This window comes from Psychrobacter sp. H25 (assembly GCF_059076335.1).
Map to the genome: position 1 here is coordinate 1,140,417 of NZ_JCACRV010000001.1, position 25,080 is coordinate 1,165,496.

Consider the following 25,080-nt stretch of genomic DNA (forward strand, 5'->3'; position numbering starts at 1 on the left):
ATACTCGATATGGTCATCATCTATTGTGGCAGTTGCCAATCAATCGGTGTCTGACCGTATTGCACCAAATAATCATTGGTTTTGGAAAAAGGTTTGGTACCAAAGAACCCACCACGGTTGGCAGCCAAGGGTGAAGGATGTACTGCAGTCAGAATCAAATGCTTATCGGTATCAATATACTTTCCCTTTTTCTGTGCTTTACTACCCCATAGTATAAACACAGTATGCTCTGTCTGTTCGTTCACCGCATCGATGACTGCATCAGTGAACTGCTCCCAGCCTTTATTTTGATGACTATTCGGCTCGCCTTCTCGTACAGTCAGTGAACTATTTAACAGTAAAACACCTTGCTCAGCCCAATAGGTCAGATCCCCATGCGCTGACGGACGAATACCAATATCATCTGCCATCTCTTTTAGGAGGTTATTGAGTGATGGCGGCTTGGGGATGGCTTTAGGAACAGAAAATGACAAACCCATAGCCTGTCCTGGACGATGATAAGGATCCTGACCCAAGATGACAACTTTGACCTGTGATAAAGGGGTAAGATTCAGCGCATTAAACATAAGTGGTGCTGGTGGGTAGATACTATCACTCGACTGGTAAGCTTCTTTCAAAAATGCGCGTAAATTATCCATATTTTCAGACGTCAACTCATCGGCCAATGCCGTCTTCCAGTCTTCTGGCAAGCGGACATTATCTAGAATAGCTTGTTTTTGCTCTGGCGTTTTGGTTGTTTGTTCGTCAAACAGTTCCATAGTAAATCCTTTTTATATTTATTATGAGATAGGGCTCAATGATTGGTTTATTTTAAAGGTTAATGGTAACAAAAAACCATATGAGCTTTGTTGATAAATTATAGCAATAAAAAAACGGCTACCGCATTCATACGGTAACCGTTTGTCATTCACTCGAACTCAGCACCTTAGAACTAAACGCATTAGTAGTAAGCGCTTTAGTAAGCTGCTTAGCTGGCTACTGACTCAGAGTCCGAACGCGGCTCGTGAGTTTCAACGACTGTCAAAACGATTCGACTGTCAGATGAGCCTTTATCCGTAGACTTATCTAGCTTCACGGTATCGCCATCTTGTGTGTCGTCTGCTTTGGGTTCCAAGGTCAAGTGAACTACCCCACCATTCACCAATTCGCCGAATAAGATCATACTTGCCAATGGCTTTTTGATTTCATCCTGAATCAGGCGCTGCATCGGACGCGCACCCATCAGACGGTCATAACCTTTGTCAGCTAGATAATCCCGTACGTCATCATCAATCTCTAAAGTGACTTGCTTATCATCAAGCTGTACTTGCAGCTCAACCAAGAACTTATCAACAACCGATACGACAACTGAAGTATCTAGGGGATTGAATTGAATAATCGCATCTAAACGGTTACGGAATTCTGGCGTAAAGACGCGCTTGAGTGACTCGGTATTATCACGGCTATGATCTTGCTGAGTAAAGCCCATAGAAGAGCGACTGATACTATCAGCACCAACGTTCGTTGTCATGATAACAATGACTTGCTTGAAGATAGCAACACGGCCGTTATTGTCCGTCAAGGTACCATGATCCATGACTTGCAGTAACAAGTTGAACACATCTGGATGTGCTTTTTCAATTTCATCAAGAAGCAATACACAATGCGGATGTTGGTTGATTTTTTCAGTGAGCAATCCACCTTGATCATACCCGACATAGCCTGGAGGCGCACCAATCAGGCGCGAGGCAGTATGGGCTTCCATATACTCTGACATATCGAAACGTACCAGCTCTACGCCTAACAAGTTAGCAAGCTGACGTGATACTTCTGTTTTACCCACGCCTGTTGGTCCTGCAAACATAAACGAGCCGATTGGCTTATCTGGTGCTTTTAATCCTGCACGAGACAGTTTGATGGCATCAGCAAGTGTTGCAATCGCCTCATCCTGACCAAACACTAGATGCTTGAGGTCGCGATCCAAGTGTTCAAGAATGCTCTTGTCATCACTTGATACAGACTTAGGCGGAATACGTGCAAGCTTAGCAATAATAGCTTCGATATCAGCCACGTCGATTTTCATTGGCGGTTTCGCTGCTTTTGATACTTTTACACCATCAGTAGACTTAGCGCGGTCATCTGCCTTAGCAGCTTCGGCTTCGTCTAACATTTCATTATCACTGCCATTGTCTGCATCGATATCAACCTCTTCGGCATCGATTTGCGCATCAAAATCTTGCTCTAAATCGGCAATAAAGCTCTCTTCAGCATCGATGTCTTCTACATCAGGTACCACGCCCAAACGCTTATAAGCACCTGCTTCGTCGATTACGTCAATAGCTTTATCAGGCAAGAAACGTTCGTGAATGTGCTTGGCTGATAATTGTACTGCCGTGACTAGAGCTTCGTCGGTATATTCGACATTGTGGAACTCTTCATAACGAGGTTTGAGACCGCGTAAGATATCAATAGTATCATCGACGCTAGGCTCTTTTACATCGATCTTCTGGAAGCGACGCGATAGTGCGTGATCTTTTTCAAACACCTGACGATACTCAGTAAAGGTAGTTGAACCAATACAGCGCAGCTCACCATTAGCAAGTGCCGGCTTAATTAAGTTTGATACATCCATATTACTACTCATCGACGACCCTGCGCCAATGATCATATGAATCTCATCAATAAAAAGAATAGCATTTGGTTTTTTCTTCAAGGCATCAAGCAATGATTTCATACGCTTTTCAAAATCACCGCGATATTTAGTGCCCGCGATCAGTGAGCCAATATCAAGGCTATAGATCACGCAACCATTAAGTGGTTTTGGCGCTTTGTCATTGATGATTAACCATGCTAAACCTTCGGCGATAGACGTTTTACCAACACCAGGCTCGCCCACCAATAATGGGTTGTTTTTGCGACGGCGGCATAAGACCTGAGCTGCACGCTCAATTTCAGAAGCACGTCCAATTAAAGGATCTGTCTTACCTTCTGCAGCACGTTGGTTTAGATTGGTCGCGAACTCAACCAATGGGTCTTTGCTGGTTTTTTCAGATGCACTGCGGCGCTCGCCAGACATAGAAGCACGTGGTTCAGACGGCTCTTCTTTATCTTGACCATGTGACAAATACTGGGTCAGTTCAAGGCGACTAATGCCCTGCTTTTTGAGCAAATAAACGGCATAAGTATCATGCTCTGAGAACATAGATACTAAAATATCAGAGCCTTCAACTAGGCGACCACCGCCTATAGATTGCACGTGAAAAATAGCGCGCTGCAAAATACGATCGAAGCTTTGCGTTGGCTGCGGCGATTGTTCCGTGTTTGCATCGATAGTTGGCGTATGCTTATTAATATACGCTTCAAGCTCAGACCGCAGTGCCGACACATTGGCATTACAAGCAGTCAACGTATTGGCAGCGTGGGTGTTTTCTAGTAACGCTAGTAGCAGGTGTTCAACAGTAAGATACTCATGCGATTTTTGGCGCGCAAGCGTCATTGCTAAACGTAGAGAAACTTCAAGATGACGACTTAACATAACAACTTCCTACGGTTATATCTATCTTTATAATTGATAGTTTTATGAATGAGTTAGTAAGTAAATCAGGGCGGCAGATCGATTGTTCAAGGGTGATATTCGTATTATTACAAGCCGTGGATATATTGTTTGTGGTAAAGACTTTTTTACGAATGCTTAACCTATCTACCAGTTAGCAGTGATTGTGATAATTCATAGTCGCTTGTCTTTATATCAACACGATATTTGGACGGAGTCAATCTATTAACGCAGACTAAAGTGTATCAAAGCATACAAAAAGTAAGTGTTAAAAGGCTAAACAGCAACGACTGACACTCAAAATTTTGAGCAGATAAAAGATGAATGGATTATTAGGGGTATTAATATCGAGAGGATTATTTGAGTACTATGCCAAATGACTATGCTAAATAGCTCTGTAGCCAACAAAGCAGCTATCATCATAGTGCAGCTATCATAATAGTATCGAATTCAAAGCTATTTGTAGATACACTTTAATATATAAGGATATATTATGAAAAAATCAAGTCTATCATAGCGACGTGGCTGCTCACTAATATGGTTAATGCAATGAAGATTTGAAACGAAGTGATTAGAAAAATAAGTATTGAAAGAAAAGCAGATGTTGAGAAGATAGGTGATCAAGCTCACTGTGATAGTGAGCCGTTTATATATGTTAAAAAATCCTGCATGGTAAGGCAAATACTGATGACAAAACGAGATGCAAACGCTTATTCACCTTGATGAGGTTCAATCTGTGTCAGCAACGGATAACCTTCACGGTGCGCTAAGCTATTTACTTTTTTGGCTTTAGTCTCAGCAATATCCTTGGGGTAAATACCAGCAATGCCTTTGCTACTATTGTGAATCGTCAACATAATCTCAACCGCAGAATCCATGGTATGGCGAAACTCTGACTGTAAAATATAAACAACGAATTCCATTGGCGTATAGTTGTCATTGTACATAACCACAGCATACATTGGTGGTTTAGCGACTTCTGGTTCTGCGACCAATACATCTGCTTGCGGTGATGTTTCATCATCGGTATCGCCGTCTTGGGCACGATACGCAGGTATATGTGGAAAGTGCCAATCAGCAGCTGTTGGCATGTCTTGTGATATCATTTTTTTCATCATAATCAAAGTATAATTATAAGGTAAGTTTAAAATAAAAGAAGTTGTAAAGGCAGGCGGTAAGCCATGATGCAAAATATAATTACTAACTATAGTCGCTCTACTTTCTATGACTATAGTCGTTCTACTTTGCTTTCGGCTATATCATCGCTATTAGAGGTTTATTAGGACACGTCACTATTGTGAAATAGGGCTTTCATCGACTTCTGGCAAATCTAAAAGTGATGGTAGCATGTTATCAACTCTATCGCCGAGTCTCCAATCATACAGTTGTTCCACCTCTTGCCCACCTGCTTGCAAGCTAAGCTTTGCTTGTAAAGGCTTAAAACCTGATGGCATCACAAAGCGACCACGTATACGGACAATACCTTCAATAGCGTAGCTTGCAGGATCTAGGGGCACTTCTACAAGGTCATCATTGTTGAGCAGTGTCAACGTTGGTCTAAGACGCTTAGCCTGACCATCACTGCTGAGCATCCCGATGTCAAAACCATACTCAAAAGCATTTTCGGGTAATGGCTCAATTTTGGCGCCTAATACTTGCAGTGGCATACCGCCTTTATCACTAATGACATCAGCATATACTTCATTGAGCTGTATGACTTGTCTGTTTTCTACTGTCAACGCTTGCTGGTTTTCACGCAGCTCGTTGAGGTTCGCTAAGCTTATAGCTAATTCTTGCTTGGCAGTTGCCGCCTGATTCGTCGCTATCTTGTTACTGAGACGCAAGTCCTCAAGTGCTGCTGTCGCTTCAGTACCATCGATAATTGCTTGTTTGGCTTGTGTTTCCATCGAGTGAAAGCCGCGCTGATAGCCAAGCTTATGACCAAATACCAATCCAACCACAGCTGTCACTAATACGGCTACCACGAACAATGCCAGTACTAGCGTAGATGCGCCGCGTTGGTTGCTCCCGATATACTGTTTAGAACCATTGTCATCTTGATCGGAATGCATTTTGTATCCCAAATCAGATAGAACAGGATCTTGACACGATAAGCGTGCTGACTTCGAGAAAAAGCGTAGTTCAAGCTTAGTACGCATCTAGGGGATATCTCTTAAAAGTAAGGGCAAGTCATTATAGCGGAATTTATAATCAATACCTAGTATCATAAATATGAATGACTTAAACGCAACAAAGTCAGCATTAAGGAACAATAGGCGCAAAATTTAGTCCCATTGTTTCATCAAATCCAAACATCACATTCATATTTTGAACGGCCTGTCCTGCTGCACCTTTCACCAAATTATCTTGTACGACAATAACCGTTAATTCGGCGCGCTCATTGTTTTGATGTATCGCAATGCGTAAACGATTACTAGCACGCACACTGCGCGTGTCTGGATAAACACCTTTTGGAATGACATCAACGAAACTTTCTAAAGCATAGCTGTCTTCAAACGTTTGCTGCCAATCAATAGCCACACCCTCATCAGTCAACTCCATATGAATTGAACTGAGCATGCCACGTATCATCGGTACCAGATGCGGTAAGAAACGGATACGATGGTCAAACTGACTACCCAATAAATGTGCAACACCCTGCTCAATCTCAGGTAAATGGCGATGACCTTCAACGCTGTAGGCTTTGAAGTTATCGGTTGTCTCAGCATAGTTGAGTGCAAGCGATGCTTGGCGACCAGCACCAGATACTCCAGATTTGGCATCAATTACGATACGAGACTCAATCAACCTTTTTGTTTGTTCATTTTGTGCTTCGATGATTGGTTTTAGTCCCAAGATTGCAGTGGTCGGATAACAGCCAGGATTGCCTACTAACAATGCACTGGCAAGCTTATCACGATTGATTTCAGGCAATCCATAAACCGCTGTCTTCAACAGCTCAGGACATGCGTGAGACTGTTTGTACCAGTGCTCAAACTCAGTCAATGACTGCAAACGAAAGTCAGCAGCCAAATCAATAACTTTTACGCCAGCTTGCGTGAGCGCTTCAGCTTGCTTCATCGCTACACCATGTGGCGTCGCAAAAAACACAACATCACACTCTTGTAGCACACTCAGCGTGTTATCACCTAAATCACTGAACACAATGTCAGAAATACCGCGCAAACTTGGAAATATTTCATCAGCACGAGTGCCAGCTTCGCTACGCGAGGTAAGCAAATCAATAGAAACCTCAGGGTGAGCAGATAACAAACGAATAAGCTCGATACCTGTATAGCCTGTACCACCGACAATAGCTGCTGAAATCATAAAACACTCTCTTCTATTCAAAATTACTAGACAATACCGATAGGCTCTTATACGACTCATATAGTCATACAAGAGTAAGCCCAATTTTAGATTTTATAGTCGTGTACTGCATCTACAAAGACTTTGGCATTGTCAGGATTAACCCATTGAGTAATGCCATGACCTAAGTTTGCTATATAGCCTGTCTTTTCGCCATCTGCATAAGCACGATCAAGCATCGCATTCACCTCAGCACGAATAGTCGCTGGTGATCCATATAGTGTTGCTGGATCTAAATTACCTTGAATGGCTTTACTACTTTGCAGCTTTTTATGTTTTTTGGTCAATTGGCGCTGGCTTTCAGTCAGTACTTGACGCGCACGGTCAAGTGGCATCGTCCAGTCCAGACCTAGCACATCAGCCTCACTATCAGCTTGAGTATCAAGCCATAACCCGCCACCTTTAGTAAACAATACTACCGGTACTTGCGGGTGACGCAGCTTCAGTTCAGCGACGATGCGTTTGTTGTAAACATGCGAAAACTCAATAAACTGACGATGGCCAAGTGCGCCGCCCCAACTGTCAAATATTTGTACAATCTGAGCACCGGCAATGATTTGTGCATCTAGGTAATCAATAACCGAGGTCGCAAGCTTATCCAGTAATTGATGTAAAAAACCAGGATTACTGTACAAAAAACCTTTTGTATAGCGGTAATCTTTTGAGCTTCCGCCCTCAATCATATACGTAGCTAGCGTCCACGGACTGCCTGAAAACCCAAACAATGGTACTTGACCATTCAATGCTTTACGGATACTTGTGACGGCGCGCATCACATAGTCAAGAGAATCATTAGGTTCAAGTACTGGCAATCTATCAAGATCTGCCTGTTCACGAATCGGGTGTTTGAACTTAGGACCTTCACCCGTTTCAAAATAAAGACCCAATCCCATAGCATCAGGAATGGTCAAAATATCACTAAATAAAATAGCCGCATCTAGATCAAAACGACGTAATGGCTGGAGCGTCACTTCAGTAGCTCGATCTGTATCTTTGCACAGACTCATAAAGTCGCCTGCTTCAGCACGAGTGGCTTTGTACTCTGGTAGATAACGACCAGCTTGACGCATCATCCAAACTGGCGTGGTATCGATGGGTTCAAAGCGCAATGCGCGTAGCAGTCTGTCATTTTTTAAAGGGGCAAACTGCTGCTGAATCGAGTCACTATTGTCTAAAGCACTCATGTACAAATCTCCAAAGTAACACAACATCCATAATCGTCAACGGATGCTGTATTGGATAAAATAGATTAAATAAAATAATAAACGGTTATAGCGTATGAACTACATCAACTGAGGTTAAGAAAAACTTACCACCTATTTGTAGCTGATAAATTCATCTAACGCACCTAATATCTAGCGTACCTAAAACTTAGAGACGCTAGATAAAGTAAAGGCGGCTACACAACTTATGCGCTATACGGTGAGTGCAAGATTATCACGATGTACCATAACCACGCGTTCTTCATTGTTGCCAAAGATCTTATCGAACTGTTCAGTACGCTCACGAGCGACGCGGCGTGCATCATTCGATGAAAAATTCACCTGTCCCACTGCAATACGCTCGCCAGTATCTTGATGGGTGATTTCTACGACGTCGCCTTCATCGAAGTCGCCACGCACATCTACCACGCCAACAGGCAATAGACTTCTATTGTGTTCAGTGAGCGCCTTGGCAGCGCCAGCATCAACCATCAGACTTCCTGCCATGCGCAAGTGAGCTGCAAGCCACTGTTTACGTGCAATGATTTTGTCTTCGTCATTGGTAGTCAGCAATGTGCCTACCGCCTCACCTGACACTACACGAGTGATCACATCATCAATCGCACCGCTCACGATAACAGTTGGGCAACCGCCCATCGCAGCCAGACGACCCGCACGGATTTTGGTCAACATACCACCGCGTCCGAGCTTGCCACCGTCACCCGCTATATCAAATAGATAATCAGCCATCGCACGCTCTTGGCGGATCATTTTGGCATTGGGGTTGTCACGTGGGTTGTCAGTAAATACCCCATCTTGATCCGTTAAAATAATATACAAGTCTGCATTGATCATTGCAGCTGCCATGGCGCCCAACGTATCGTTATCACCAAATTTGATTTCGTCAATAGTGATGGTATCGTTTTCATTGATAACTGGTAGCACACGCCATTCTAATAGTTGCGTCAGCGCACTCGTAGTATTGAGATAACGGCTGCGGTTTGATAAATCATCGTGCGTTAATAGTAGCTGCGAGCTTTGAATACCATGCTGAATCAAAGCTGACCACCACGTTTCGATCAAACCCATCTGACCGATAGATGCACAAGCTTGTAGTGCGGCCAATTTTTTGGGACGCTCTTCAAGATCCATGCGTACCACACCTTCGGCAACGGCACCTGATGAAACCAGCAATACCTCTACGCCTTTTTTGTGTAGGCGAGCAATCTGCTTTGCCCACTCATATATGGCAGTACGATCCAGCCCCCGACCATTGTTAGTCAGTAACGACGAGCCAATCTTGACAATAACGCGCTGAATATCAAAGTTGCGATCTTGTTTAATAAACCTTGCTTCTTCGGTCGTATTTGCGATGTCACCTGCCATATAAACTCCTTTTTCTCACATAAATTGATTAGAGGGATTAATTTAATCATTCAAGTATATCAGCTCAAGCATACTAGCTTAAGGAACGTACATTACTTCAACACCATCGTCGTCATCGTCTTCATCAGACAAATCCAAACCTTCACGTGCCGCTTTTTTGGCTGCACGGTATGCTTCACGCTGTGCTTCAGTATTCAGACGTACTTCTGCTTCTAGTCGCTCAAAACGCTCTTTTTGTGCGTCAGCAAAGATAGGATCTTCTATCTCGCGCTCACGCTCACGTTCGATCTCATTCATTAAGTGATATTTGACTGCATCGACTCCTTCACCCGTTAAGGTTGCTGTGCGGAATACGATGCCTGTCCAACCCAGTTCTGCTACGATATGCGTACATAGCTCATTTAGCTCTTCTTCAGCCACTTGGTCAATTTTGTTCAATACTAAAATCTGCGGTAGATTAGCCAATTCGGGCGAAAAACGCTCAAGCTCATTTAAGATAACACGGGCATTTTCGACCGGGTCACTACCATCAACTGGCTTTACATCAACCAAATGTAGCAAACGACGGGTACGCGCAACATGCTTTAAAAAGCGAATGCCAAGTCCTGCGCCTTCTGATGCGCCTTCAATTAGACCAGGAATGTCAGCCATCACAAACGAACGATGACGACCGATATCAACCACACCGAGGTTAGGAACTAGCGTGGTAAAAGGATAGTCAGCCACTTTTGGTCTGGCAGCAGAAACCTGACGGATAAAGGTAGACTTACCTGCATTAGGCAAACCAATCAGACCCACATCAGCCACTACTTTTAGCTCAAACTTAAGAACCTTTAGCTCACCTTCAAAACCTGAAGTGGCTTTACGCGGCGCTTGGTTGGTAGAGCTCTTGAAATGCGTATTACCCAGACCACCGTCACCACCTTTGGCAATCAGCAACGTCTGACCAATTTCAATCAAATCACCCAATACTTCATCGGTTTCAGTATCAACGACCGTCGTGCCAACTGGTACAGGTAGATACAAATCATCTGACCCCTTACCTGAACAGTTTCTACTATGACCATTTTCTGCTCTCATGGCGTCATGACGACGTGTGTAACGATAGTCAACTAGGGTATTGGTGTTGTCTTCTGCAATGACATACACATCTCCACCCTTGCCACCATCACCACCATCAGGACCACCGCGCGGGACATATTTTTCTCGGCGAAAACTGGCGATTCCGTTACCACCGTCACCTGCTTTTACCGTTACGACGGCTTCATCAATAAATCGCATTCTACGTTCCTTAATTCACAATCCAGTGTATAAACTGGTAACAACCAACGGCTGTATTTTGGGTTTTGCTAGACTATTACGTCATAATGAAAACTAAGCGAGCATCTATTACTCAACGCCCATTATGACAATAACACCCGATAATCAATCGGACTATCGGGTGTTTAAGTATGACAGTTAAAGCCATATCAATCTATTCAAAGTGGTATCTACGAACGCATAATCATCAAATAACGCTGATCTAAAGTAAATACGACTTCGATATGATTAATAATATGTCATTGCTCTAAGATGTTCAGTACACTATGCTGGAATTTGAGCGTAGCTGATTCCTGCCATTTGTGTCGCCAGACGTAGCACCTGAGTGCTGTAACCTACTTCATTGTCATACCAAACATATACGATAGCTTGGTTGTCAGTTAGGATAGTCGCTTGCGCATCAACAATACCGACATGGGTTGTACCCACAAAATCTGTCGATACTGCTTCTGTAGAGTCTGTATAAGCGATTTGCGACTGCCACGTGCTGCTGTTAGCCATTTTACGTAAGAACTCATTTAAAGCTTCAGCATTTGCTGGTGCATTTTTTAAGTTCAAGTTCAAAATAGCTAAGCTGACATTTGGCGTTGGTACACGGATCGCGTTACCAGTTAGCTTGCCATTCAATTCTGGCAATGCTTTACCAACTGCTTTTGCTGCACCTGTGCTGGTAATAACCATATTCATGACAGCACTACGACCACGGCGATCTGCTTTATGGTAGTTATCAACCAAGTTTTGATCGTTGGTAAATGAGTGAATAGTCTCTACATGACCATTTTCGATACCGTACTCATCGTTTAGTACGTTTAGCGTTGGCGTAATCGCATTGGTCGTACAGCTCGCAGCACTAACGATATTATCGTCGCCAACCGTATTATTATTCACACCATAAACGACGTTTTTGATATCGCCACCAGCAGGTGCTGTTAATAAGACCTTTTTCACGCCTGTCGCTTGCAAGTGCTTACCGAGACCAGCTTCGTCTTTCCAGATACCTGTGTTATCGATAACTAATGCATCATCGATACCATAAGCGGTATAGTCGATTTCGCTTGGGTCTTTGGCATAGATAACTTGTACAAAACGGCCATTCACGATCATGCCGTTGTTGTCATCATCAATGCTAATGCCGCCTAAGAATCTACCATGGATTGAGTCACGCTCAAGCAATGAAATACGCTTAGCCAAGTCCCCAGCAGCGGCTGGACGCACAACGATGGCTTTTAGTTGTAGACCTTTTGCGCTTGACGCTTGTGACAATAGCAGACGAGTCAAGATACGACCGATACGACCAAAACCGTATAGCACAACATCTGTCGCGCCATTTGAAGCACCCGCGTTGTTGATAGACTGTAGAGCAGTTTGTAAGTCAGTATCGTTAGCAATCAATTGACCAACATCGATGCGAGTGGCTTGGATATCAGTGTTTTCTGAGATAACTTTTACCATCGCTAAAGTATCAGAGATATCGATAGATTTGGCACCTTGGTCGCGTAATGCTACTTTTTGATGTAAAGCAAGTATTTGACCAATTGAGGTAGAATCTAGCGTCTCACCAAATAAAGTCACTTGTACATCTTGCGCATTATAGAGCTTATTCAATAGCCCCATAAGCTCAATGGCTTGTTGCTCTTGATTGTTGTAATTTTTCAAGTGGTCTTGATGTAATTGGCGTAAGGTATCAGCGTTGCTCACGAGAAACATCCTTATGGTCAGTAATGTATGGTCAATAAAATATGAAGAAGTATAAATCAGATAGGTCGTGTATGCTCTAAGTGGTGACTTTAATGCGATAATCAACCACTATCAACATCAGTTCTTGACGTCAGAGTATTCAAATCGCCTAGATTTTAGCCTAAAACGCCTTATTTTGCCAGTGATAACCGTTTACATAGTATGTATTAGCATCCCAATTCTGATGTATAGCAATAAAAATAAAGCAGCACGGACGGCTGCTTTATCTTGAATTAGTCTAGCTATTGAATATGAATTGTTGATGATATATCAAAAATTTGCATCTAAATCTCTGCAGAAGAAAATATGTGGCTTATTCAGCTTTATGGTACCAAGTTCACGGTTTGATCAGTTTGTGACGTCAGCATAAACTCTTTTAAATCGTAACCTTGCTGCTGCGCAATTTGGCGGTACTTAGCATAGGTCTCTTGGCTAATATTTGGTGAACGTGCCAATAACCATAAGTATTTTTTGTCAGGTGTGCCCACGAGAGCCGTTTTGTAGTCTTCATCACGTGCCAGCACCCAATAATCTGCGCGACCTACTGGAATCCACCTGATCCACTTAGGTAAGAATGTCACTTTTAATTTACTGCCACTATCATCCACTGGCTTTGCTAGGCCTTCTGCAACGATATCTGAACCATCTGCAGCCACACATTTATTGGTGACTGTAATTCCTGAGCCGTCATTATTTTGAGCATAATTTGCGGTTACGTCACCTGCGCACTTACGCTGAAAATACATCGGTAAACGACCAACTTCATACCATGTCCCTGCGTAAGAATTTAGGTCTACATTATCTACTGTGGTTGGTGTATTTGTAGACTTATAAATAATATCACTTGGCTTAACTGACAACATGTCAGTTGTGGTTTTTTCGCTCATCGCATTACTAGACGTTTCAGTAGTTGCCATATTCACTGGTGGTGTAGCTGCATAGGCTGAAAAGGCCGCTAACGGTATAATAATCGCTAACGCAATGCCTGTGTGTTTGATAAGTCCATTCATAAATACACGCTCCGGTATCTCTTTATATGATGAGTCGATATCGGCTGACGACACGTTAGCATCCTGTTGGACGTTATCTTTTAAATTGCTCATTTGATCATCCAAGAGCCCTGATATCAACGGCTCATCTTTGTTCAGTGTTTTTGGTCGTTTGTAGCCATTAGCAGTATTGAATTGCTCTATGACCTGACGATTCATGGCTGACTCTTTTGCATCATTGGAATCTTGGTCAGCGCTTTTGTATCCAGAATAGTTATGCGACAAGACGTTATCTTCTGCCAAGTAGTCTGAGTACTCATTATCTGAACGTTCATTATTTATGTCTTTATGGCTATAGCTAGCGTCATTACTGGCGTTTTCGGTCTGCTGCGTGACATAACTGTGCCTGCGGTAATCGCTAGACGGTATAGACTGCTGAGATTGAGAACCAGCTGCCTGTGTGTCAGTCCATCCTGACTTAGGTAACTTGTTGGTTTTCATAGGGATACCATTATTAATAGTGATTGTTGAAGTTCTTTGTGTATATCATCTATCTAGTTCCATTTATCCAGTTTTATTTATCTAATTTCTAAATGAATATTGGCTATAAAATCGAGAACATATTCAAGCTTCACTACTACCAACGCTCTTATTTATTATAATTATTATAGAGTCGTCGTTAGTAGATCCATCGCTGAAAAATAAATGTGCTTTAGATATGCAATATATACTAAAGGCAGTCAGGCGATTAAAACAGTAGTCCAATGTAGGGAAACGCAACGGTTTGTAAATAACGATGTGTTTGTGCATTGCTATAAATACATCATAACCACACAGTTACTTACTGAATAAATATTTTAAAAATCAGCCATCTACATTTACTTATTTTAATAGTCGCATGTGATGACTGAGACAAGGTCTATACAGGTAGTATAGACAGTTGAACTATATTTTTTTTATATTTCTTACAAATGAAACTGACGGATACCAGCAATACTGAGACCTCCATGGTCTAATGCTTGTTCAATCATCGAAGGCGCCAATCCGCCTAAGCCGATAACAGGCATATCAGCCAACTGTGCCAATGATGACCATGACTGCCAACCAAGTGGTACTGTATCAGGATGCGTTTGGGTCGCTAATACAGGAGACAGGAGCATGCCGATGACTGGAGGTAAACCCTGCTCGACACGCGCGCTGGCAAGCTTGTTGACAGCATCAATACTGGCAGTATCATGGCAACTAACAATGAGTGGATAATCATTGAGTGAGTGGCTAGCGAGCAACTGGCAAGTGAATGAATAGTTATCAGGCAGTAACGGTTCAGACGCTATAACGCTCTGAGTATTAGTAAGCCATTCCATTAATGCTGAATGTGTTAAGTGCCTAGCGACGATTGAATCGTTGGTTTTTTTGTGAGTAGCTTCTACTGATACTTCAGTGTCAGTGTCAGTGTCAGTGTATTGATAATCGCTGCTATACGGTAAAATTGCCAGAAGATCTGGACGTGCGTCCATTAGCTGCTTGGCTATAGACTCTGAACCAGTGTGCTTCAAGCGAATATATGTCCAAGATTTTGGTGGTAGTTTTTCTTGATGATATTGTAGCCATGCTGTTTTTGGATCAGTATGCTGATGAAAATCAGCTAAAGGATAAGTGATGGCTATTTGTGTAGGTAACCTTAACCATTCTAGAATAGTTTTGTTGGCAGCAGGCAACGGGTAGTCACCTGCCAGTAGACGCGACTTATCTGCCCACGTTATTGCCTGCCCTTCTAGACCATACTCATGGCTCTTGTACTGCTCGTACTGCTGCGCTGTTAGCTCAATCTTATAAACCTGCAAGCTGACTTGCTTATCACCATAATCATGGTGCAAACGCCCAAGCTTAACGATAGTATTATCATCAACTAAGATACCTGTCTCTTCAGCTACTTCTCTTTTTAGTGCCTGCTCTGCTGATTCAGTCGCCTCTATCTTGCCACCTACAAACTCATAGCGATTGCCTTGATGTTGTGCTGCATCTCGGAACCCAAGCAAATATTGGTTTTGGTAATGGATAACTGCGACAGCCACATTGACGATAGTTACGTTTGTTATTGCTGACGGGCTATTTGATTCACTTGGCATAGCGTTGTCCTCTACGATTATGTCTGTTGATGATTTTTAATTATTTGGTTTGAATCGGCTGTATCAATGAAGTTGATTCAGGCATACGAAATTTTTGTGCGTACAAATTTGCGTACATAACTCTCGAACTTTATAGTTTGTGACATCAAGCTTAGATAAGTTTACATAATAACTGCATTTTATTTTATCAATTGCTTGCAAATTCCTTTAATCTAAATGATAATTATTATCGTTAAAGTCAGTTACGATATAGCTAATTTACTAAGCCACTTACTATCAAAAGGAATTCACCATGAGCATGGTTATCTCTCGTTATTTAAACTGCCGTGAAAATCGTCTGCCGACTCTACAATCACAGCATCTATTTGCTTTGACCAAAGAAGTACGTATCGAGCATGAGGGCGAAGAGTATCGACTACGCCTAACTCGTAACAACCGTTTGATCCTGACCAAATAGTTTAGTACCGTTTATTTGTACTTATAAAAAAACGCCTTCATTACAAGGCGTTTTTTGTTGGGTAGCAATTATTCAAATAGATTCAATTAACGTCAATAGTGAAATATCTGTCCTTTAGATACGTTATTAAAACTGCCAACTGTAGACGACATCCACGGCGTTTTCTGCCGCTGAACTCGCTTCTACGTAAATACGGCGGGTCAACTGATAGCGAACCGACAGACTGTTTTGAGCATTGAACACGCCCACTCCATAGCGGATATACAGATCAGGGGTCACGTAACCGGTGACGTTGACATTAGTATCTTCACTACTACCTGAGGCATCAACCGTTAGACTCTGTAGGCCAAAAGCTTGGCCAATTTGGTTGGTTAGACCACGTGTCCCACTCAAGCCAAAGCTCAATCCAGCAGCGGCAAGATTATTGGTCACCTGAGACTTAAATCCTTGCTCACTGATTTGAGTGGCGCTCTTATTATCAATACGTCCTGTTACCAGAGCGTTCATTGCTTGTTGCTGGGTCAGTCCTGCATTATTAAAGACAGTGATGTTCGGACTCTCTGTACTGCCTTTCACACGTACGCCTACTGTTTTGCCAGTGATCGTTTTGACAGCTTCAATACTCAATATCGGCTTCATTACGTCACCATTGAAGCGTACTTGACCATAATTAAGCTCTAAGTTCTGACCAAAGGCATTGATATTGGTACGGCGTGAGACCTGTACGACACCTGTTGCGCGCATGATACCTGTGCCGCTTTGTGTGATATTAATCGCACCTGCTAATGGAATAACGGCACCAAAACCGCGGAAATTAATATCATCACCCAAATCGACACCGATATCAGCGTTGATTGACCATGGTTTTGAGATGGCTAATACTTCATCAATGTTACCAATTAAACGACGGTCCAATACGACGGCATCTTCAGTTTGAGTGATGATGTCTTCACTGGCTTCTGGTGGACGTATGGTAGCTGAGGGTACGCTAATAGCGCCTTTGATATCGACATAGCGATCACTTGGGCGCACGATAATATCGATATCAGGATCAATCTCAGCCACTAATAATGGTGGCTGAGTGATCACTAAGCGCTCGCCAACAATACTTAATTTGGCCTGAAGCTTTTGCTGCCAGTTGACGGTACCAGACAATTCACCTTTACCATCACCGCTGTTGAACGTCCCATCGATAGTCGCTTGCGTACCGCGTATTTTTGCTTCGGCATTCACGTTGGTTAGATTGACTGGTAAGTCAAGCATCGCGACGCGGCCGTCAGAGAGTTTTACATCACCGTAGAACTGCGGCTTAGTCAAAGTACCTCCCAGTCCGCCTGCCATCGTGACATTACCTCTTAGGACACGCATACCCGGGAAGAAAGGCTTTAATATCGCTAAATCAAGCTCGTTGAGCACTAGGGCACCAGAGATTGGCTTAGGATCTTTGTAAGGATCAACGACAACCTCAGCATAGCCACGGGCACCGCGTCCTGTATTGATATCAGTACGCAGCTTAATACCTTCCGGCACAGACAAAGCGATAAGAGAAACGCGCTTATAAGGCAAGGTCATTGGCGTGCTATCGCCATCTTGAATCAGGCCGATTTTGCCATTGTCTGAGTATAGGGTTGTGTTTATGGTTGGCGGACGCCCCCGTTGCCAGCCGACAACGGCTTTACCGTTGATTTTGCCATGCCAATCAATATCTTTTGGTAAAAATACTGAAAATAGTGAGGTGTCTAAATTCTGCAGTGCCACATCGACTTCACCATTGGATGGTGAAGCGACCAATTTTTGGCGCAGGCATAGCTTGCCCGTTTGGTCAGCCGCTTGCCAGCAATGCGCTGCTAACTGTACCTTTAGGTCTGTATTGTTGCCGTTTTGGTTATCAGGCAAGTTCACAATCAACTGTGCTGGCTGTAATTGGTTTAAGGTGGCGTATTTGGATTTGACGCGGCCTTTACCAATCACCCCTGACCAGCTGAGCTTATCTCTATCAAAGCCACCTTTGAGTCTGGCCCCAATATCTAACTTACTATTGGCGATGTTTAGATCGACTACATGAGATTTTTCGGTACCGTTAAATGATGCTTTTATACTATCGAAACTTTGTCCAGCAGCATCTAGTCCCTCAGCAGTGACAATGAGCTGACTGGGGCTATTGGCTAAGTTGACAAGCTTGCCGCGGATACGGCCCTGACGTAAGATAAATCCTGGTAGTGCAAGTCGCTCACCGACCAAGTCGATATAAATCGTTGGTAATGCCTGTCCTGTTGGTTGAGCCAATGTGGCGCCGCCAGTCACTTTTCCAGCAAGCTTATCAGACAGTTGATCTAAACTTGTGATATTGATTTTGGTTTGTAGCTGTTTGGCATTGCCATTGGCAGTGACGTAGTTATCACCCCAGCGCAGCACTAGATTATCAGCGTTCAAACTATCCACTAAGGCATTTACTTGCTTGTATTGTGCCTGCGCATCCTGTGCTTGCAAACGCTTAAAATAACTGGCCACGTCTTTTGGCAAGCGCAGTTTTGCAGCCAAGCTACCTCTGGCACTGAGTGGTTGACCTTTTAGCATACCGCTCAGGTTTATTTGATTGATATTAATGGTCTGCTGCGTGTCACCCCAGCGACCATCGGTATCGATAGTACCCGTGATCAGACTTGGCGTGTCTTTTAGGAAATACCCAATGTTGAAACGATCCATCACTGCATTGATATCCCAGGCAATGCCTTGTCGCACATCGACTGTTCCTTCTGCATTGATACTACCTGCTGCCCCTACATGACGGAAGCGATTGATACGAATCAGTTGGCTATCACCACTGGCCTCAATATTAAGCTTACCTGCTGGCAATTGCTCAGCATCCAAAACCCCATCGAAGTTAATGGCAAAACGCTGTAATTTACCTGCGGCATTCGCATTGTTTTTGGCAGGGGTTTGCCACTCACCACTAGTTTTTAGATTGCCTGTGATAATGGCTGGATTGTTGGGTAATAAATACCCTACATTGAATTTGTCAAAACGGCCGTCGATATTCCAGCCAATATTGTTGCGTAAATCTATGACGCCTTTTGCATTTACTGCACCAGCTTCACCGTTATAGTTTAACTTGCGAATACTGATTAGCTTTGGTGTACCAGCAGCATCAATTGAGAGACGACCTTTTGGTACATCTGCTGTATCGACCTGACCATCAAAGCGCGCGTCAAATACAGACAACTCACCACCCACGATATCAACACTGGCATCGCCGCTACCTGTCACCCCAATAGCACGACCGTTCTGCGTGGCATCAAGCTGCGCCTGTAAGTCGGTATTGTTTAAAGTAATCACATGACGCTGACCACTTACACCGTTTTTGCTGATATTGAGCAATCGGCCACGAGCACTTAGGCGCCCTGTGAGACGCTCAAGTGGCAGGTCGCTACGGTATTTTTTGGGCAGTAGACCTTTGGTACTGGCATCAATCTGCCACGTCAATGGGCGGTTGCGATTTGCAAGCTGGATCTGCCCAGTACCTGATAGATCACCCACGATACCATCGTAATTGAGTCGATTGATATCAATGACGTCACCTGCTTTACGTAAGCGCACGTCGTAGTTACCCTTAGGCGCAGCGTTGAGCTCATTAATAACTGCATTGGCATCGACTGATAAATTCGAGCCACGAACGATAACATCTGCCTGACCACGAGGACTGTCGATATTACCGATATTAGGTACATCGCGGCGGATCAGATTCTGCCACGTGGCATCGATATACCAAGGCGCCACCTGCTTAGATTTAGCAGAGGTTTTGCCGCGGACCATATTGGCATTGATATGTTCACCATCTCGCTGGCGTAAATCAGCATCAATCTCTGTATTGCCCGTAAGGTTCTGCTGCTGATAGCGTAATGACAGTCTGCCATTCAGTGTCTGCGGGGCATAAGCTTTGAAATCAGCATAATCACTAGGAATAGCACGGCGAATATCAAAATTACGACCCGTTGCACGTATCGTGGCATCAAAGCCGTCTCTCCAGCCTAAGATACCTTGTAATGCCAGACGCCCCGCTGGGACATCAGCCTCCAAACGATCAATGCGCAATTGGCTATCAGCAATGACCGCGCGCCCTTGATAATGACCTGATGGAATGTCCTTGGCGGTCAGTTCAGTATTGATACGCAACCGTATTTCGGAGATAACCCCTGACGCCGTAGCCGTACCGCTTTGTAAACGAATATCTTGGCTGTCGGCATAAGGGATCAAAATATCATCCCATTGTAATGTTGCGTCAAACGGTGCGCCTGCATCTAACCCCTGCACCACAAAATCACCACTGACATCACTATCGTTGTAGCGACTGCGCACTTTGCCAACAGTACGTTTAAGTGTACCCGTCGCACTAATATTTAGTGGGTCAATGTATGCCTTTTCAAGCGCACTGACTTCAGCTATCGCGCTCAGATCTAATGGATAGTCGCCTTGCAGATCAATCTCACCTTGTAGCGCACTTATTTTGACGATATCAGCATACTGCAAATCACCACGGCCTACGGTCACGGTACTACCGACCCACGTCAGATCACGAGCTGTAATATTATTGATAACAACCGGGTCTTTAGTAACCTGTCTATAAATGATTTTATTAATCTTTGCTTGATCAAAACGTAAATTAATGGGTAGTTTTAAGGTTTTATAATCGAACGGCTCACCCGTAGGTGGCTTTTTATTGATAATTTCGATGGTATTTATATCAGCATCACTCAGATGCACTTCTTTTGCAAATACTGCACGCCAGCCTATTTTGACATAGGCTTTGTCTACTAATATTTCAAGGTCTTCAGTTGCATCGACATCGATATCAGTTACCCAAATACCGTCACGCAAGTTACCGCGTCCATATTTAAAATCAATACCCGTCTCAGCACTGATTTTTTCTAAAATAAACTTGGTACCAGCATCGGTGCCTGCTGCATAAAAGAATATCGCAAACATAATCGCGAGTACGATAAGAATCAGTACCAGCAATTTGATGAGAAATGATAGCGGATACCAACGCTTGACTGCGCGGGCATCGCGCTGTGCTGGATCTTCATCTGGTGCGTGGTTAGGCGGGGTATTTTCTGTCAGCATGACACTCAACTACGTTAAAAAATGATGACCAGCGATCGGCGCGATGGGTAATGGATAAGACGGTTTAAACAATCTGATTGCACGTTTATAAAGCGAGCACTTACAATGGTGAGCCAATAAAGAAATGTAGGCGCACAGGAATACTTTCTTCTGTCACCCCTGCAGCTACATCGACGCGCACCATTCCAACAGGAGATGCCCAGCGGATACCGACACCAACGCCGACTTTTGTCTCAGTCTCAAAGTCTTTGTCATAGGCATTACCAACATCGGTAAAGAACGCACCGCGAAAGCCTGGTCTGAACTCATAGTTATACTCTGCACTACCGACCGCCAATACTTGACCACCTGTCAGATAACCATTTTCTAGCGGTGACAGGCTCTCGTAATCATAGCCGCGGATGCTCTGATCACCACCTGCAAAAAAGCGCAGCTTATAAGGAACATCATAAAAATCATCCGCCCAAATATAACCACCATTCACGCTACCTAGCACTTGGTGTTTGTTGTCGTCACCGAAACTATAGATACCGCTGACACCAGCACGAACGATTGCCAAATCCGTATCACTTAGCGCCTTATCAGAACCTGCTTCAATCGAATAATACTGACGCATACCGCGCGTCGGGTTAGTAGCACTATCCGTATCAGTCTTGTTCATACCATAGCCAAATAGCAACGCTTGCTGCTTGGGGCTGGACGAGGTAAAGCGTATCGGCAAGTCGTCAAGCGCTGCTCCGTCAACACCCGTCTCAAGCTCATCCAAACGGTAGCGCACAGAGTAGCTGCGATTCCAGCCATTATCACTACGGATATTACGTGCTAGCGCTGCTTTTAGCGTTTTGGTAGACAAATCAAAGTTACCTTCACCTTGGTCAATAACTTCTTCTTCATAAGTAAGACGGACGTCCAGCTTATCATTGAGCGGATGATTCCAAGGGCGACTGGCATAGACAGCAACGTTCTTGCTAATTCTTGAGACCTCGGTTTCTGCACCTGCTTGGTAACCCTGACGGTTAAGCAGGTTATAATCAATTTTTGCAGTCGCTCGAACCCCTGTATCCGTACCATAACCCAAACCAACTTGAGCGTCACGCGGCTTATCAGCAGCTACAAAAACATATAGCGGTATTTTTTTGCTCGTCGCAACGTCTTGCGGCGTTTTGCGTCCCGCTAATGTCGGAGGAACGAAGTTTTCGTCGGCCAATATACTTTCTTCGTCAGGGAATATCTTTTGCGCCACGTTACTGATTGAGTCACTGATTTTTCCTAATAGATTATCAGCTTCTTGGTCTTTTTCATCTAGCACACGATCATTTGGTAGGCGGCTTAAGCGTTCTGCTTTTTGTCTTATTGCTTGTAGCTTATCGAGCGTCGCTTCATCAGCTTCAAACTCGATGGCAGCGATATCAGCTTCGTTGACCGTCTCACCACTGTTGGCAGTCAATGCGCTGTCACCTTCACCGCCAATATCGCTATTGTCGTTGAGAGTATCTTCTCTATTAGTCAGGCTAGCAAACCCATTACCATTAGCAGCATCTAAAATACTGTCGTCATTGACATCATCATCTAATGTACCGTCGCTATTGGTAGGCGTATTGTCAAACGCCAATGTACTTGCTTGGCTACTATCATCAGGTGGCAGTATGGACTCAACGTTGACAGTATTAAAGTAACGGGTCGCTGATAAGTCATTACTGAACTTTGTCACTGATGGGCGATAAAACGGGTCGCCTGGTGTGAACTCATACAATTGCTGCAGTAATGACAACTCTACTGGTAGTTTGTCAGGGTCTTGTGTCAGGGTGTTGGTCTTTTTGTCATACGTAAAGAAAACGACATCATCAAACTCATAGCGGTCACCTGTGTTGTATACCAACGAGACGTCAGCCTTGTTGTCTGGCAAGATAATATCGACAGACTTGTTCAACCAATACTGATCAAAATATCCGTAGGTATTACTCAAAGACTCAAGCGCAGCTTTGCTACTCTTATATACACGGTGGTTGAAGATATCACCTTCTTGGGGTGGCAGCTCTGTTTTGAGCGCAACAAACTCTTCTTGCTCGCCACCTTCACCGCGAATCTCAACAATACGGCTGTCTACAAGTACAGGCTCGCCCAGCGCCTCAATAACAACGTTGACTGTATCGCGATCAGGCTGGCTCAAACGTAGGGTAACATCATAGTAGCCGACCGCTTTTGCCGCATCTAGTGCCGTCTCACGCAAGCGTGGCAATGCTGCTGTAAAATCAATAACCGACTGTACCGACGTGTCATCAAGTGCAGCTTTGATGTTTTTTATTGGTTGAATATCGTTATCAGCCTCGATAAGTACAGCCTTACCATTAGGGGCATCTTCAGCTGACAGTTGCTCTAGATAGACAGTGGTTTCTATATTCGGCAGCGCCATCACGCCACCGTTGAAAAAGCGATTATAGAGACGCTTAACAATATTGCCTCTGTTGCGAGCACGTGGCTTTGGTTTATCGGCTTGTTCGATACTTTGATTTACTGCTTGGGTATTGCTTTCGTAATCGGGTAAATAATCATCAGGATTGATAATTTCTGCAGGCGTACTGCCTTGATCTGATGTATCGCTGTTGCCCGCTATTATCTCATTATTGATATTATTTGCTGTATTGACACGTCCGCTACTTACAGAATCACTGACATCAATAGGACGTGCCATAATCTCAGCAGTAGCTGCCCGTTCCTCTATCGTCTCCCCTGTACCTAAGGTATCAAGATTGCTAGGTGTGGGTAAATTGGTCGCATCCAGATCAATATCCAAGCCTATAGGCGGTGTTGTATCATCTAACGTGGCGATTGGCGCATCAAAGGCACTGTCGCCACTGATATTATTTATGTTGTCAATATCTTGAGCGTTTTGCAAGTCCAGCATCGCAAGCTCACGATCGATCTGCTCAGGCGTCATCATCTGATATCCTTGCTGCTGTACGGCAGTTGCCTGCTGCAACAAATCATCATTAAAGAGGTTCGAATTTCGAAGGGTGTTGTTTTGGGAGCTGCTACTTTGAACACTGCTATTTTGAGTGGACGACTGATTGACACCAGAGGTTTGGTTACCTAGGGTTTGTTCGTTATAGTCATCTAAGACCGACTGATCGATGAAGCCTTGTTCTACGGCTTTTTTTAGACGCAACGCATCCAAGGCAGCATTTAGCTGGGTATCATCGTCTGATAGCGTAGCTGATTGATTGTCAGCAGCTTGGTTACTAACCATCTGATTGCTAGTCAATTGGTTTGCAACCCCTGTGCTACTGGTTGTTTCCGCCAATGCTACAGGGGCAATACTGACTAGACTGGTTGCTAGCGCAGTACAAAGTGCTGAGCGCTTAAAATACATACGCGGCGCGGTGACATAGACGCTTTGAATACTGGTGTTGCTTTGAATACTCACCCTATCACGCTGCTTTGTGGTTGTGTTGCGTGCTCGAGTTAAAGGGTGCTGTGTCATATTTGTGTCCTATCGCCTCACACGGCGCACTTTTATTAACGATAGCTATCGCTAAGTCTGACCGGTGAATAAGCTTATCGCAGTTTGCTGAATGAATGGTTGACTACTTTGCTCTCAATGATGGACGTTACCAATGCAAACGGTAGCACTAGAACTATGACACCATACAGACAGTTTTGATTGATAGCAGGTCGTCAACTTTACCGTCGCTCTCACCTTTTAATACAACCATATAAAATTTACAAATCATAACTTAGTTAATTATGAAATCATAGCGCAGGTTACATGTATTTTTACCTAAGCCTTGCTATTATACGGCTTAATATTCATAAAACCTATGCTATATTTTGATAAGTT

At 43.7% G+C, this 25,080-nt stretch carries 14 protein-coding genes; 1 reads left to right on the forward strand and 13 read right to left on the reverse strand.

Annotated elements, in window-relative coordinates:
* Positions 1-20 precede the first annotated feature (20 nt).
* The 11 genes from AC5JPO_RS04460 to AC5JPO_RS04510 all read right to left on the reverse strand — a co-directional run bounded on the left by AC5JPO_RS04460 (position 21) and on the right by AC5JPO_RS04510 (position 15,664).
* Positions 21-758, reverse strand: a complete 738-nt coding sequence (locus AC5JPO_RS04460; protein WP_319050080.1) for a uracil-DNA glycosylase — start codon at positions 756-758, stop codon at positions 21-23.
* Positions 759-967: 209 nt separating this feature from the next.
* Positions 968-3,514 (reverse strand): ATP-dependent Clp protease ATP-binding subunit ClpA, encoded by a 2,547-nt coding sequence (gene clpA, locus AC5JPO_RS04465; RefSeq protein WP_443524528.1) that lies wholly within the window; start codon positions 3,512-3,514, stop codon positions 968-970.
* Between the two features lie 728 nt (positions 3,515-4,242).
* On the reverse strand, positions 4,243-4,638 hold the full coding sequence (locus AC5JPO_RS04470) for an ATP-dependent Clp protease adaptor ClpS (RefSeq protein ID WP_319050078.1): 396 nt from the start codon (positions 4,636-4,638) through the stop codon (positions 4,243-4,245).
* 186 nt (positions 4,639-4,824) lie between these two features.
* Positions 4,825-5,604, reverse strand: a complete 780-nt coding sequence (locus AC5JPO_RS04475) for a hypothetical protein (protein ID WP_493853387.1) — start codon at positions 5,602-5,604, stop codon at positions 4,825-4,827.
* Positions 5,605-5,794: 190 nt separating this feature from the next.
* Positions 5,795-6,862 carry an N-acetyl-gamma-glutamyl-phosphate reductase gene (argC, locus tag AC5JPO_RS04480; RefSeq protein WP_493853388.1) on the reverse strand — a complete coding sequence of 356 codons (1,068 nt, stop codon included), beginning with the start codon at positions 6,860-6,862 and terminating at the stop codon, positions 5,795-5,797.
* A gap of 86 nt (positions 6,863-6,948) precedes the next feature.
* Entirely contained in the window at positions 6,949-8,085 is a 1,137-nt protein-coding gene (gene hemE, locus AC5JPO_RS04485) for a uroporphyrinogen decarboxylase (RefSeq protein ID WP_493853389.1), read from the reverse strand.
* 231 nt (positions 8,086-8,316) lie between these two features.
* Positions 8,317-9,489: a glutamate 5-kinase gene (proB, locus tag AC5JPO_RS04490; protein ID WP_493853390.1), complete on the reverse strand. Its 1,173-nt coding sequence runs from the start codon at positions 9,487-9,489 to the stop codon at positions 8,317-8,319.
* Between the two features lie 78 nt (positions 9,490-9,567).
* Positions 9,568-10,770, reverse strand: coding sequence for an Obg family GTPase CgtA (gene cgtA, locus AC5JPO_RS04495; RefSeq protein WP_493852569.1), 1,203 nt, complete (start codon positions 10,768-10,770; stop codon positions 9,568-9,570).
* Positions 10,771-11,073: 303 nt separating this feature from the next.
* Positions 11,074-12,516: a glyceraldehyde-3-phosphate dehydrogenase gene (locus tag AC5JPO_RS04500; protein WP_493853391.1), complete on the reverse strand. Its 1,443-nt coding sequence runs from the start codon at positions 12,514-12,516 to the stop codon at positions 11,074-11,076.
* A gap of 353 nt (positions 12,517-12,869) precedes the next feature.
* Positions 12,870-14,036, reverse strand: a complete 1,167-nt coding sequence (locus AC5JPO_RS04505; RefSeq protein WP_493853392.1) for a lipocalin family protein — start codon at positions 14,034-14,036, stop codon at positions 12,870-12,872.
* A gap of 464 nt (positions 14,037-14,500) precedes the next feature.
* Complete coding sequence (locus AC5JPO_RS04510) at positions 14,501-15,664, reverse strand: NUDIX domain-containing protein (RefSeq protein WP_493853393.1); 1,164 nt, start codon at positions 15,662-15,664, stop codon at positions 14,501-14,503.
* A gap of 298 nt (positions 15,665-15,962) precedes the next feature.
* On the opposite strand from AC5JPO_RS04510, the gene hemP reads away from it, so the two are divergent.
* Positions 15,963-16,121, forward strand: a complete 159-nt coding sequence (gene hemP, locus AC5JPO_RS04515; protein ID WP_227672156.1) for a hemin uptake protein HemP — start codon at positions 15,963-15,965, stop codon at positions 16,119-16,121.
* A gap of 126 nt (positions 16,122-16,247) precedes the next feature.
* On the opposite strand, the gene AC5JPO_RS04520 is transcribed toward hemP, so the two are convergent.
* Positions 16,248-21,242, reverse strand: coding sequence for a translocation/assembly module TamB domain-containing protein (locus tag AC5JPO_RS04520; protein ID WP_493853394.1), 4,995 nt, complete (start codon positions 21,240-21,242; stop codon positions 16,248-16,250).
* 100 nt (positions 21,243-21,342) lie between these two features.
* On the reverse strand, positions 21,343-24,723 hold the full coding sequence (locus tag AC5JPO_RS04525; protein WP_493853395.1) for a BamA/TamA family outer membrane protein: 3,381 nt from the start codon (positions 24,721-24,723) through the stop codon (positions 21,343-21,345).
* Positions 24,724-25,080 lie beyond the last annotated feature (357 nt).